The 12,298-nt window shown below is 68.9% G+C and carries 11 protein-coding genes; 7 read left to right on the forward strand and 4 right to left on the reverse strand.

All coding sequences use genetic code 11. The features are described from left to right. The first annotated feature begins 323 nt into the window (after positions 1-323). Positions 324-737 carry an Imm7 family immunity protein gene (locus ACFVXE_RS37485; protein ID WP_389678122.1) on the forward strand — a complete coding sequence of 138 codons (414 nt, stop codon included), beginning with the start codon at positions 324-326 and terminating at the stop codon, positions 735-737. Positions 738-857: 120 nt separating this feature from the next. Here ACFVXE_RS37485 and ACFVXE_RS37490 read toward each other — a convergent pair whose 3' ends face one another. From ACFVXE_RS37490 to ACFVXE_RS37500, 3 genes are all read right to left on the reverse strand, one after another. After that, entirely contained in the window at positions 858-3,998 is a 3,141-nt protein-coding gene (locus ACFVXE_RS37490; protein ID WP_389678124.1) for a DUF3427 domain-containing protein, read from the reverse strand. A 178-nt stretch (positions 3,999-4,176) separates the two neighbouring features. Continuing rightward, entirely contained in the window at positions 4,177-5,175 is a 999-nt protein-coding gene (locus ACFVXE_RS37495; RefSeq protein WP_389678126.1) for an SEC-C metal-binding domain-containing protein, read from the reverse strand. Between the two features lie 274 nt (positions 5,176-5,449). Then, a complete protein-coding gene (locus ACFVXE_RS37500) occupies positions 5,450-5,896 on the reverse strand; it encodes a GNAT family N-acetyltransferase (RefSeq protein ID WP_389678128.1) in 447 nt (148 codons plus the stop codon). Between the two features lie 110 nt (positions 5,897-6,006). Between ACFVXE_RS37500 and ACFVXE_RS37505 the strand changes: the two genes are divergently transcribed. Beyond that, positions 6,007-6,165, forward strand: a complete 159-nt coding sequence (locus ACFVXE_RS37505) for a DUF3311 domain-containing protein (protein ID WP_327249530.1) — start codon at positions 6,007-6,009, stop codon at positions 6,163-6,165. Then, positions 6,162-7,685 (forward strand): sodium:solute symporter, encoded by a 1,524-nt coding sequence (locus ACFVXE_RS37510; RefSeq protein WP_389678139.1) that lies wholly within the window; start codon positions 6,162-6,164, stop codon positions 7,683-7,685. The genes ACFVXE_RS37505 and ACFVXE_RS37510 overlap by 4 nt, the downstream gene beginning before the upstream one ends. Here the strand turns inward: ACFVXE_RS37510 and ACFVXE_RS37515 are convergent. Beyond that, positions 7,648-9,102, reverse strand: coding sequence for an MFS transporter (locus tag ACFVXE_RS37515; RefSeq protein WP_389678130.1), 1,455 nt, complete (start codon positions 9,100-9,102; stop codon positions 7,648-7,650). The genes ACFVXE_RS37510 and ACFVXE_RS37515 overlap by 38 nt on opposite strands. Positions 9,103-9,270: 168 nt before the next feature. Here ACFVXE_RS37515 and ACFVXE_RS37520 point away from each other — a divergent pair, with 168 nt between their 5' ends. The 4 genes from ACFVXE_RS37520 (at position 9,271) to ACFVXE_RS37535 (ending at position 12,155) form a co-directional block, all read left to right on the forward strand. Continuing rightward, positions 9,271-9,801 carry a winged helix-turn-helix transcriptional regulator gene (locus ACFVXE_RS37520; protein ID WP_389678132.1) on the forward strand — a complete coding sequence of 177 codons (531 nt, stop codon included), beginning with the start codon at positions 9,271-9,273 and terminating at the stop codon, positions 9,799-9,801. A 123-nt stretch (positions 9,802-9,924) separates the two neighbouring features. Continuing rightward, a complete protein-coding gene (locus ACFVXE_RS37525; RefSeq protein WP_389678134.1) occupies positions 9,925-10,260 on the forward strand; it encodes a DUF6412 domain-containing protein in 336 nt (111 codons plus the stop codon). A 126-nt stretch (positions 10,261-10,386) separates the two neighbouring features. Then, positions 10,387-11,157 carry a YidC/Oxa1 family membrane protein insertase gene (locus tag ACFVXE_RS37530; protein WP_389678135.1) on the forward strand — a complete coding sequence of 257 codons (771 nt, stop codon included), beginning with the start codon at positions 10,387-10,389 and terminating at the stop codon, positions 11,155-11,157. A 137-nt stretch (positions 11,158-11,294) separates the two neighbouring features. Then, on the forward strand, positions 11,295-12,155 hold the full coding sequence (locus ACFVXE_RS37535) for a fumarylacetoacetate hydrolase family protein (RefSeq protein ID WP_389678137.1): 861 nt from the start codon (positions 11,295-11,297) through the stop codon (positions 12,153-12,155). The last annotated feature ends 143 nt before the right edge of the window (positions 12,156-12,298 follow it).

The following is a 12,298-nucleotide window of genomic DNA, read 5'->3' on the forward strand; positions in this document are numbered from 1 at the left end:
CCCCACCCCCGCCCCCCCCCGCGGTTGCCCCCCCCGGGCCACCACCCGCCCCACCACGGCCCCTGCCCCCCCCCGGTGCGGGGGGGGTGCCACCCCCCCCCGCGGTACCCCACGCCGTCACCCTCGGGACCGGTCCCCTCCACTCAACGGTGAAGGCCCCTCCCGCCCATGGCATGAGTTCCGGAGCTTCGACGGCCGCCTCGCGATCACCGAGGACCGGCACGTCGAGCCGGCTTCCAGATCCATTGCTCGCCGGTGCGTACACCGTCGCTGCCGTCGAATTCGGCCCATCGCGGCTGTTCAATCGTCGATAGCCTCGCACCATGTTTGAACACCACGGCTGGATCACGATCTGTGAGAGCGCCGCCGACGATGAGGACAACAGCCGACTGGCCGAGATCGTCGAGAGACTGCAGCACCGGATCCAGCAGATCGACAGCCCCTACCTTCTCGACCTCCGATGGATGAACGGCGAGCCCTTCCTCCACATGGGCGGCTTTTCCAACCACCGCACCTCACCCGAGATCCTCGACCTGTTCCATTACGTCGGCGCGATCGCTCCGGGCTCCTACGGCCTTCTCCACCTGCGCGACGACGAAGACCCCGCTCATGGCAACGAGGTCCGCGTCCTGGCGCTGGTCCGCGGGAGCGTGACCGAACACACCGAGCCACGGCTGTCACCCTGCATCCCGACCCTTGAGGATCCCTCGGCCCCTACTGGGCGCGCAGAGAGGTGACAAACCGCGCCCACGCGCTGTGACATACGGCGATGTGGGGCCCGCGGGGCCTTCCTTGACCTCGTCGTAACCCTTGACTGCCGACAGCGAACTTTGTCCGCCTCACTCATAGGCACGGTCTTAGCCCACAGCGATGGCTGAGTAGGACCACACATCCGCCGGGATCTCATGACGCAGCTTCCAGACGATCCCCATGGGCTTGCTCCCCTTGTGCTCGACGTATTCGGCGGGTCCTAGGAGCATCCAGGGCTGGGGCCCGCCGATGTCCGTCTTCTTGTAGCGGCGCACGAAGAGGAGGACGTCAGTGCCCTTCTCCTTATGGGTCTGGTACCGAACGCCGGTGGGTGATGACTCCGAGGTTTGGTTCTGGGACTCCCAGTGGAACAACCACTCGTTCCGTGCGTAGTCCTTGTAGCGCGTCTCCGGTGAGAAGTCCTTCGCGTCCTTTTCGAGCGTGATGAGCAGGGCATCGGTCTGGATGTTTTCGCACCACTTCACGCCTTCGCGGAAGTGTCCAGGCATGAAGCCGCCTATGTAGGACTGTCCCAAGGCGGGGAGGATCTCTTCACGGCTGTATGAGGCGTGGACGGTCAGCGGCATGCTCGCGTGACCGGCGAGCAGGGGGACGGGTACGTGATCCGCTAGATCCAGGGCGTAAGCGAGGACTTGGGCAAGTTCATCCCGGAAGGCGCGCTGGTGGCGGAGGGTATTGAAGCCCTCCTGGTAGCTGGTGAAGTCTCCGCCCAACGGCCACAGAGAGAAGAAGAACATGCGGGCGTATGCCTGTTCCTGTTCGCTGAGTTCGTCGTAGGCGGGGGCATCGGCGGTGAGGAGTTTGCTGTACGCGGCGACTCGAAGCGGGTCATCGACGTGGAGGAACGCTGAAACCCGCTTGAGTAGCGCTGCTTCGCCTTCTGGGCCGGACCCGGTGAGGAGCTTGGCCCGACGGAGTAGCCCTGTCCATGAGTTCCCGTTTCCCCGGTAGAGCTCCCTGAGCTCTCGACCACTTTCCTTGAGGTAGTCGGCGATTTGAGGCTTCGCGTATTCGCCGACCTCAGCCGCGAGCTGAGTGACGTTGACGCTGATCTGACTGCGAATGTTGTTAATGATCAGATCCTTGGCTTTGGTCTCAAGGATGATCTGGCAGCCAGACGGCAACTGTGGAAAATCTTGCGCGATGTTGGCGAGGAGGCGATTGCGGGTGAGATTGGTTAGTGCGCGGAACTGCTCCTCGAAGCGGAACTCCTTGCGGTGTTGACCGATGAAGTCCAGGACAGTGAGGACAGCTTTGTCCTCCGTTCGGCGCAGGCCTCGGCCCAGCTGCTGGAGGAACACCGTCGCACTGGACGTGGGGCGCAGCAGGAGCAGAGTGTCGACATCGGGGATGTCGAGCCCCTCATTGAACAGGTCTACCGAGAAGATGACTTGGAGCGTGCCAGCCTTGAGCTGATCGAGGGCGTCCTTACGCGCGTGGCGTGGTGTCTGGCCGGACAGTGCGACCGCACCGAGGCCGGCTCGACGGAAGAAGTCGGCCATGAAGTCTGCGTGCGCGACTGACACGCAGAAGCCCAGGGCGCGCATCGTGCCCGGGTCGGCGACCTTGTCCTGCACCGCTTGCACGACGAGTCTGGCTCGTGCGGTATTGCCAGTGAAGAGATCGCTGAGGGCCGTGGCGTCGTACGATCCTCGCTTCCACGTGATGGCGCTCATGTCGGTATTGTCAGTTACGCCGAAGTAGTGGAATGGGCTGAGCAGGTCGTTCTCAAGGGCTTCCCAGAGGCGCATCTCTGCTGCGATCCGGCCCTCAAAGAACTCGTCCTGGATGTTCAGCCCGTCCATGCGTTCCGGGGTGGCGGTGAGTCCCAGGAGCTCTAGCGGCTCGAAGTGATCCAGGATCCGACGGTAGGTGGGGGACGTGCCGTGATGGAACTCGTCGATCACAATGACGTCGAAGTGGTCTGGAGCGAAGCGGTCCAGCGCTCGCGAGTTGAGTGACTGGACGCTGGCGAACACATGTGTCCAGTTGCCTGGAATCTCCCCGCCGACGAAGAGCTCGCCAAAGTTCGCATCAATCAGCACATTCTGATAGACGCGCAGTGACTGCTCCAGGATCTCCTTCCGGTGGGCCACGAAGAGTAGCCGCGGATCACGACCTAGCGTCTGCCGCAGGCGCTTGAAGTCCAATGCTGCCATCACGGTCTTGCCTGTGCCCGTCGCAGCGACGAGGAGATTGCGGTGCCGACCGTGGACGGTGCGCTCCACCTGGAGGCGTTCAAGCATGTCGCGCTGGTGTGGATATGGCCGGACTTCCAATCCGGAGAGCGTGATGGTGGTGTCACCGTTGCGGCTGGAACCGCCAGCGTGCAACAGCGCATCGTCGAGACGCTGCGCGTCGCGGTCGGGGTCGTATGACTCGAAGGAGCGTTCGCTCCAGTACGCGTCGAATGTTGCCTCGAATTTGCGGAGGACGGAGGGTGTGGCGACCGATGACAGCCGGACGTTCCATTCGAGCCCGTCGAGAAGCGCAGCCTTGGAAAGGTTCGAGCTGCCTACGTAGGCTGTATCAAAGCCGCTGTCTCGGCGGAAGAGCCATGCTTTGGCGTGGAGGCGGGTTGAGCGGAGTTCGTAATTGACCTTCACCTCGGCGCCGAACTCGCGGACCAGGCGATCCAACGCGCGACGTTCTGTGGCACCGATGTAGGTCGTTGTCAGTACGCGGATCGGTACACCGCGATCGCGTGCGGAGGAGAGCGACTGTTCAAGGACGCGGAGTCCGTGCCACTTCACAAAGGCGCAGAGGAGATCGACACGGTCCGCTGTAGCCAACTCGGCGCGCAGCTCAAAGCCCAGGCTGGGGTCGTCAGGTGAGTTCGTGAGCAGCGCCGTCTCGGAGAGGGGCGTGGCCGGACGGATTGCGTAGACGCCCGGAGCCTCTTGTTCCGCGACTGCGAGCAACTGTCGAGGGCCATCGGTGACCAGGTCGACCCAATCAGTTGCACCCTCGATGGTGTTGAGCTGCTCCAAGATGTGGTTGGCCGCGAGCACCTGCTCAGCGGGTGCGAGGCCTTGCAGGACCCGCCGTACGACGTTCCCGATATGGCGTGACAGCACGTGAGGCGCGGATTCAGAACCGACTATTTCGTCGATGGTGCGCCAACCCACGGCGTCGAGCTGCTTCATACGTTCTTCGAGACGATGAGTAATCAGCGTCTCGTAGAGCCCAGCAACCGGAGCTGAGTCGCTTCTAAAGTCGTTGGGCATGGCCGAGTCCCCCTCATCCGACACCTACGGATGCAGTTGTATCAAGCGGGACTGACAAACCGTTTCGGCAGCCCTTAGTTGAGAGGGAGGCGTAGCCGAGGGTTCGGCGACACGGTGAACGGGAAGAGCCCCGCCCGTACTTCGGCGGGGCCCTTCGCAGATCGGTTCTGGGTGCGCCTCACGCCACCCCGTGGCAGTCCCGGTAAGCCCGGCCCGATCCACACCAGCACGCCGCGCTGCGGGCCGGGGGCCACGGGACCGCGCGGCCGCGGGCCGCGAGGGTGGTGGCGTACTGCGGGAGGAGGTTCGGGTCGGACGGGGACGTGGCCTCCGAGGCGGCGAACGCCTCGTACGAGGGGATGGTGCCGGTGACGATGCCGAGGTTCGGGGTGCCCGCGGCGTGGAGGTCGCGCAGGGATGCCTCCAGGCGGTTCAGGTGCTCCGGGTGGGAGGGGTACTCCTCGCGCAGGGCCGGGTACGCGGTGAGGAGCTCGTCGAGCTCGCCCGCGGTCCAGTGCAGGACCGCCACGGGGAACGGGCGGGAGAGGGCCGTGCGGTAGGTGCCCAGTTCGGCGCGGAGCCGGGTGATCTCGGCCTGGAGCTCGCCGGGGTCGGAGGAGCCCAGGGACCACAGGCGCTTGGGGTCGTGGAGTTCGTCCAGCGGGACCGTGGACGTGTGGAGGGTGTCGGCCAGTTCGTCCCAGACGTCGTGCTCGACGCCCATCAGGCGCCGTACCCGGTGGCGGCCGATCAGCAGGGCATGGGTGGCGTAGGGGACTTCTTCGCCCGGCGCCAGGATCAGGGTCAGTGCGGTCGTGAAGTAGTCGAGCGCCGACTCCAGCTCGTCGTGCGATTCGAGGGTCTCGGCAGCGATCTGCCAGGGGGCGGCTTCGAGCGGGCCCGCCGCCCGGAGTCCGTCGATGATCGCGCGGGCCTCGGCCTCGTGACCGTACTCCCAGAGGTTGGCGGCCTTGAGCGCCTTGATCAGGTGCGGATCGGCGGGGTCCTCGGCCAGGAGGTCGTCGTACAGGGCGGCGGCGCGAGGGCGCTCGCCGGCGAGTTCCAGGTGGGCGGCGGCCCGCAGGAACAGTGGCTCCCGGTCGTCGGGGTACTGCGCCGCGGTGCGCAGCAGGCGCTCGGCTTCGGCGATGTGGTCAGCAGGCGTGTCGGGGCGCATGAATCACACCGTACTGCTGTACGGCTCCCGGGCGGAGGCTTGTTCCGGTCCTGGAGAGTTACGGTTCCCGCGCCTGCCGTGCGGGCCGTGAGGGAGCGGATACCGGTTGTGACACGGCGGGGTCCGAAGGGGCAGCGCGCCCTAGCGCGACCGCCGAGATGTGCGCGCGGGATGCCGGTGAAGGCGGGACGGGACAAGGCCGCCCGGGCCCACTTCGTCTTCGCACCCGAAGAACCCGCGCGGCCGCCCTCACGTCACGGGCCCGGCGTCGGTGTCACAGCGGCAGCTTGAATCCGTCGTGGCTCGGGGTGAAGCCGAGCGAGCCGTAGAAACGGTGGGCTTCGGCCCGCCGCTTGTTGCTGGTCAGCTGCACCAACGTGCAGCCACGGTCACGTGCCCGGTCGATGGCCCAGGTGAGCAGCTCTCGGCCGAGACCGGCACCGCGCCGGTCAGCGCGTACCCGCACCCCCTCGACGAGCGCACGCTCCTGGCCGTGACGTCCCAGACCAGGGATGTAGGTGAGCTGCAGGTAGCCGATGACCGTACCGTCGCCCCCGTCCAGGACCACCATCTCGTTACGGCCGTCGGAGTCCACGGACTCGAAGGCCCGCGCGTACGCCTCGTCGACCTCGACGGTCCGGGGATCCACCACGGTGTCCTCGTCGGACAGGAGCGCGATGATCGCGGGCAGGTCCTGCCGTGTCGCAGTACGGAAGATCATGCCGGTGAGCATGCCAGGACCCCTGACCGACCCGACCCACCGGGTTCTCGACCGCCGACACCGTCGTAAGCTCTTCCGACGTGCTCAGACGACGTCCGCATCTGTTGTGGTTGCTGGTTCCCTACGTGCTCTACCTGGGGGCGCTGCCGTTCGTGAACCGGGTCGATCCGGTCGTGCTCGGACTGCCGTTCCTCTTCGTGTGGCTGCTCGGGGCGACCCTGCTCACCCCCGTCGCCGTATGGCTGACCCGACGGGGGGACCGCCGGTGAACGCCGCGGTCGCGACCTCCGTCTTCGCGGTCTTCATGGTGGCCACCGTCGCGCTCGGGCTGCTCGCCGTGCGGGGCAGAGGCGGCAGGGGCCGTGACGGGCTCGCCGAGTGGTCGGTCGGCGGACGCAGCCTCGGGACCGTCTTCATCTGGGTGCTGATGGCCGGTGAGGGATACACCAGCTTCAGTTATCTGGGCGCCGCGGGATGGGGCTACAACTACGGGGCGCCGGTGCTCTATGTGGTCGCGTACATGTCCTGCGGGTACGCCGTCGGGTACGTCGTCGGCCCGATGCTGTGGGCGTACGCCCGCCGCCACGGGCTCGTCGGGATCACCGACATGGTCGCGCACCGCTTCGGGCGGCCCTGGCTCGGCGCGCTCGTCGCCGTTCTCGCGACCGCGTTCCTGCTTCCGTACATCCAGCTCCAGATCACCGGCATGGGCGTCGTCGTCTCCACCATCTCGTACGGTGCCATCAGCCTGAACTGGGCGTACTTCATCGCCTTCGCCGTCACCACGGGCTTCGTCGTGATCAGCGGGCTGCGCGGCAGCGCATGGGTGTCCGTGCTCAAGGACGTGCTGGTCATCGCCACGCTCGGGTTCCTCGTCTGCTACGTGCCCCTGCACTACTTCGACGGGTACGGGCCCTTCCTCGACCGGCTCGTCACCGAGAAGCGCGAGTGGCTGACCTTCCCCGGGCACGGCGACAGCGGGCTCGGGCAGGCGTGGTTCATCACCACCTCGTTCCTCAACTCCCTCACCGTGGTGATCTTCCCGACCACCGTCGCGGGCTACCTCGGCGCGAAGAACGCCGACGTGCTGCGCCGCAACGCGATGTGGCTGCCCGCCTACAACGTGCTGCTCTTCATCCCGATGCTGCTCGGCATGGCCGCCCTCTTCGTCGTCCCGGGGCTCGTCGGCGCGGAGTCCAACCTCGCGCTCTTCAAGCTCGTCGTGGACTCGCTGCCCGCCTGGGCGGTCGGCGTCATCGGGGTGGCGGCCGCACTGTCGTCGATCGTGCCCATGGCCGTGTTCATGCTGGTCATCGGCACGATGTGGGGGCGCAGTGTGCTCGCGCTGGTGCCCCGCCTGCGCCACCGGCAGAAGGGCGCGGCGCAGACCGTCGTGGTGGCCGCGGGCGTGATCGCGCTGGTGCTCACCTACACCGCGCCGACGACGCTGGTGCGGCTCTCCCTCATCTCGTACGAGGGCATGGCTCAGCTGCTCCCCATGGTGCTGCTGGGGCTGATATGGCGGCGGCTGACGCTGCTCGGGGCGATGGCCGGGCTGGCCGTCGGAGTGGCAACGGTCTGCGGGTTCGTGTTCACCGAGCACGACCCGGTATGGGGGGTGAACGCGGGCATCGTCGCGCTCGCCGCCAACCTCGTCGTCGCGCTCGCGGTGACGTACGCCGGTCCCCGGGAGCACGACGACCGGCCCGACGACGACGTGCTCGCGCGGGACGAGATCGGTGAGCCGGAGCTCATCGCAGGGGGAGCGGCCGGTCCCGCAGGAGCATGACTCCGACCGTCGCCGCCAGCGCCAGCCCCACCGACAGCAGCAGTGCGGCGTCTGCGCCCCCGCCCGAGGTGGCGACCGCGATGGTCACGGCGACCCCCGCCGACGAGCCGATGTAGCGGGCGGTGTTGTTCGCTCCCGAGCCCATCGCAGCCCGCTCCGGCGGCACCGACTCGACCGCGACCCGGGGCAGTGCGGCATTGAGCAGACCGCTGCCGACGCCGGAGACGAGGAGGGCGGGGATCAGCCGCAGCCACACCCCGGCGGTGGGAGCGTGCGGCGAGTCCAGGACGCCGAGCAGCGTCACCACCGCCACCGCGTGCAGGGCGAAGCCCGCGGCCAGCTGATGGCGCGCCGAGACGCGGCCCGTGAGCCGCCGGGCCTGGAGCGCCACCACGAACGACGAACCGGACCAGAGCAGGAAGAGCCATGCGGTGCCCATCGCCGACAGGCCGAGCGTCCCCTGCAGCAGTGTCGGCAGGTAACTGAACAGGCCGATCACCGCGAGGCCGGTGAACAGCCCGCCTGCCGACGAGGTCAGGAACGGGCGGTTGCGCAGCAGCGACAGCTCGATCAGCGGAGCCGCCGCCCGGCGCTCCACCGCGGTGAAAACGGCCGTCAGCGCGAGCGCGGCGAGCAGCAGCAGGGCGACGGGCGCGCGCAGCCAGCCGTCCCGGCCCAGTGTCAGTGCGCTCAGCAGAGCGGTCATCGCCAGGCCCAGCACCGCCGCGCCCACCAGGTCGGGGCGGCCGCCGCGAGGGGCGCGGGACTCGGAGAGCGTACGGAACGCGAAGGCGGTGGTCACCAGTGAGGCGAGCCCGAGCACCGCGTACGTCAGCCGCCAGTCGATGGTGCCCAGCGAGCCGGCGAGCAGCGGGCCGAGGGCGATACCGCCGCTCACGGACGCGCCCCAGATCCCGGTCGCCCTGATCCTGGCCGCTCCCGCGGGAAACGCTCCGACCAGCAGACCGAGACTCGTCGCCAGGATCGCGGCGCCGGCCGCGCCCTGTGCGACCCGCGCCAGCGTGAAGGCGAGGGTGGTGGTCGCGAGGGCGCCGGCCGCGGTGGTGACGCCGAGGGCGAGGGTGCCGATGAGGAAGAGCCTGCGGCGTCCGTAGTCGTCGGCGAGGCTGCCCGCGACGAGCAGGAAGACGGCGAGTCCGAGCGGGGTGCCGTTGATCAGCCAGGCCTGGGCGGAGGCGGGCGTGGCGAGCGCGGCGGAGACGGCGGGGACGGTCGTCAGCGGTGACGTGTAGTTCATCAGCGCCACCGCGGTGGCCAGGGCGGTGACGGCGAGCGTCGCGCCGGGGCGCCGGGTGGGGACGCCCCGGGGGGCCGGGGTGCGGGCCGGATGGTGCGGCGGGGTGCTGCCTGCGGCGTGCACGGGCTGCTGGCGGAGGGTGCGTGCGGGCTGCGCCATGGCTGCTGCTCCGGGGCTCGGGCGGTGGATGCTGTCGTTGCGGTCGGTCCAGGAGTTCCGGCCGTCCCGTTCACATCGCTCATGGTTCGATGAATGAACTGACCGGCCATGTGCTGACGCTAGCACGTGTTGGTTCATTCATCGAACCGACGAGGTAAAGTGATTCCCATGGCTCTCGGCAAGGACTACGCGACACAGCACTGCTCGATCGCCCGCGCGCTCGAAGTGATCGGCGAGCGCTGGACCCTGCTCGTGGTGCGCGATGCGTTCTACGGCGTGAGCCGCTACAGCGACTTCCTCGTCCACCTCGGCGTGCCGCGCGCCGTTCTGGCCACCCGGCTCCAGTCCCTGATCGACGCGGGAGTCCTGGAGAAGCGCCGCTACCAGCAGTCGCCGCCGCGTGACGAATACCTCCTCACCGACAGCGGCAAGGCCCTCTGGCCGGTCCTGCGGACCCTCGGGGTGTGGGGGAGCGAACACATTCCCGGTACGCGGGCGAGCCGGATCTTCCTCCACGCCGCCTGCGGAACGGAGCTGGGGGCGTACGGCGAATGCCCGTCGTGCGCACTGGCCGTACCGCCGCAGGACATCGAGATGCGCCCGGGCGACGGACTCGACCCCGGCCGCGACGACCCGGTCAGCCGCGCCCTGCGCGCGCCGCGCCGACTGCTGCAGCCGCTGGAGACCGAGCCCGCCTGAGGGGCCGGCCGCCCCGCTCCGGCGACGGCCGCCCGGCGGAGGCGTCGTGCTATAACGGCTGGAGGGCCGAACGTGCGAGCCCGCCGGACCGGGCAGCGGTCACCGAGCGCAGGGGGAGGGCCGATGACCGGCAGCATGAACAACCACCTGCGCAGAGGCATCGCCCGGCTGCCCCGCCCGGTCGGGCTCCTGCTCCTCCTCCTCACCGAAGTCCTCCTCGCGGAGGGCGGCAGCCTCTCCGCGGCGGTCGCGCTCGCCGCCACCGCCGCCGCCGGTTCCGCCCTCGTCGCCTGCTCGGTGATCAGCGCCCGCTGCGCCGCCCCCGTGCCCCGCACCCGGGTCCGCACGGCCATGCGCGACCGGGAGAAACGCACCGCGTTCCTGCCGCAGCGCGATCCCGACGCCAAGGGGCGCAGGAGGCCCCGAGCCCCCGGCCATGCCCTCCTGACGGCCGCGTAGGGACCTCGCCCACCTCGCTTCGCCCAGGTACGCGCTCACGTGTGTGCCCGGCGCACCCCCACGCGGGCCGTCATGCCGAGCCAGATCTCTCTCCCGGCACGACGAGACCCCCCGGAGGGCTCACCCATGTCCACGTTCATGTCCGCTTTCGCCGGCCTGGTCGGCTCCTTCGCCGACCTGCTGCAACCGCTCTTCCAGGGCGCGGCCACCGCCGCCGCGATCGTCCTGTTCACCGCCCTCGTGCGACTTGCCGTGCACCCTCTCTCGCGGGCCGCGGCGCGCGGACAGAAGGCGCGCACCAGGCTCCAGCCGCAGATCGCCGCGTTGCGCAAGACGCACGCCAAGAACCCTGAGCGCATGCAGAAGGCGCTCATGGAACTGCACAAGGAGGAGAAGGTCTCGCCACTGTCGGGCTGCCTGCCCAGCCTCCTGCAGATGCCCGCCTTCTTCCTGCTCTACCACCTCTTCTCCAGCCAGCGGATCGGCGGCGACCCCAACGAGCTGCTCAGCCACCGGCTCTTCGGTGCACCGCTCGGCGAGCGCTGGCACGACGCGCTCGCGGACGGCGGGCTCCTCGGCGAGCAGGGCGTGGTCTACCTCGGCCTCTTCGTGATCGTCGCCACCGTCGCCACGTTCAACTACCGGCGCACGAAGAACCAGCTCGCCAAGGCCCCCGCCACGCCCACCACCGGGCCGGACGGACAGCCGGTGCCCGGCATGGGCGCGATGACGAAGCTGATGCCGCTGATGTCGTTCTTCACGCTCGTCTCGGTCGCGTACGTGCCGCTCGCCGCCGCCCTCTACATCGTCACCAGCACCACCTGGACCGCGGTCGAGCGGGCCGTCCTCTACCGCGACATGCCGGCCGCGGGCGCCGCCATGGCCACGGTGGCGTGATCACCGGGGCGCGTGCAATCGGTCCAGTGTGTGAACAGGGTCTTGCGGAGTGATCCGATGTCTTGGAGGATCGGCCAAGCCTGCGATGGCCGCAACCCATCCGACGGGCCCGATCTCGACCAAGGGGAGAAAGACCGTTGAAGCTGCTTCGTGTGGGTACGGCGGGTGCGGAACGGCCGGCGCTGCTGGACCAGGACGGCACCCTGCGTGACCTGTCGGGAATCGTCACCGACATCGACAGCGCCCTGCTCGCCGACGAGTCCGCGATGGCCCGCGTGCGCGCCGCCGCGGCCGCCCCCGGCGAGCTGCCGGTGCTCGACGCCGACGGGCTGCGCGTCGGGCCGCCGCTCGCCCGGATCGGCAAGATCGTGTGCATCGGGCTGAACTACCACGACCACGCCACCGAGACCGGGGCGGCGATCCCGGCCGAGCCGATCCTGTTCTTCAAGGCGCCGGACACCGTGGTCGGGCCCGAGGACACGGTGCTGGTGCCGCGCGGCAGCGTCAAGACCGACTGGGAGGTCGAGCTCGCCGTCGTCATCGGCCGCACCGCCCGCTACCTCGACTCCGCCGAGGAGGCGCTCGGCCATGTCGCCGGGTACGCGGTCGCGCACGACGTCTCCGAGCGCGAGTTCCAGATCGAGCGCGGTGGTACCTGGGACAAGGGCAAGAACTGCGAGACGTTCAACCCGCTCGGGCCGTGGCTGGTGACCGCGGACGAGATCCCCGACCCGCAGGCGCTGCCGATGAAGCTCTGGGTCAACGGCGAGCTGAAGCAGGACGGCACGACCGCCGACCAGATCTTCCCGGTCGGCGAGGTGGTCCGCTATCTCAGCCGGTTCATGACGCTCTACCCGGGCGACGTCATCAACACCGGCACCCCCGCCGGGGTGGCCATGGGGCAGCCGGAACCCAAGCCGTATCTGAGGGCCGGGGACGTCGTGGAGCTGGAGATCGACGGACTGGGGCGGCAGCGCCAGGAGCTGAAGGACGCCTAGAGCCTGGAAAGATCGGAGGGGTGGGCCCCCGGGGCGGCCGCGGGGCCCCCCACCCCCCCCACCAACGGGGGTTGGGGGTGGGGAAAGGGGCCGCCCCCCCCCCCCCCCCCCCCCCGGCCACGCCGGAAAAAAAAATCCCACCC

The organism is Streptomyces sp. NPDC058231 (genome assembly GCF_042882275.1).
Taxonomy (GTDB): domain Bacteria; phylum Actinomycetota; class Actinomycetes; order Streptomycetales; family Streptomycetaceae; genus Streptomyces.

Excerpts from the sequence above, each read along its gene's own strand:
- ACFVXE_RS37485 (WP_389678122.1), top strand. The coding sequence starts at position 324 with ATGTTTGAACACCACGGCTGGATCACGATCTGTGAGAGCGCCGCCGAC.
- ACFVXE_RS37515 (WP_389678130.1), bottom strand. The coding sequence starts at position 9,102 with ATGGCGCAGCCCGCACGCACCCTCCGCCAGCAGCCCGTGCACGCCGCA.
- ACFVXE_RS37490 (WP_389678124.1), bottom strand. The coding sequence starts at position 3,998 with ATGCCCAACGACTTTAGAAGCGACTCAGCTCCGGTTGCTGGGCTCTAC.
- ACFVXE_RS37500 (WP_389678128.1), bottom strand. The coding sequence starts at position 5,896 with ATGATCTTCCGTACTGCGACACGGCAGGACCTGCCCGCGATCATCGCG.
- ACFVXE_RS37525 (WP_389678134.1), top strand. The coding sequence starts at position 9,925 with ATGACCGGCAGCATGAACAACCACCTGCGCAGAGGCATCGCCCGGCTG.
- ACFVXE_RS37520 (WP_389678132.1), top strand. The coding sequence starts at position 9,271 with ATGGCTCTCGGCAAGGACTACGCGACACAGCACTGCTCGATCGCCCGC.
- ACFVXE_RS37495 (WP_389678126.1), bottom strand. The coding sequence starts at position 5,175 with ATGCGCCCCGACACGCCTGCTGACCACATCGCCGAAGCCGAGCGCCTG.
- ACFVXE_RS37530 (WP_389678135.1), top strand. The coding sequence starts at position 10,387 with ATGTCCACGTTCATGTCCGCTTTCGCCGGCCTGGTCGGCTCCTTCGCC.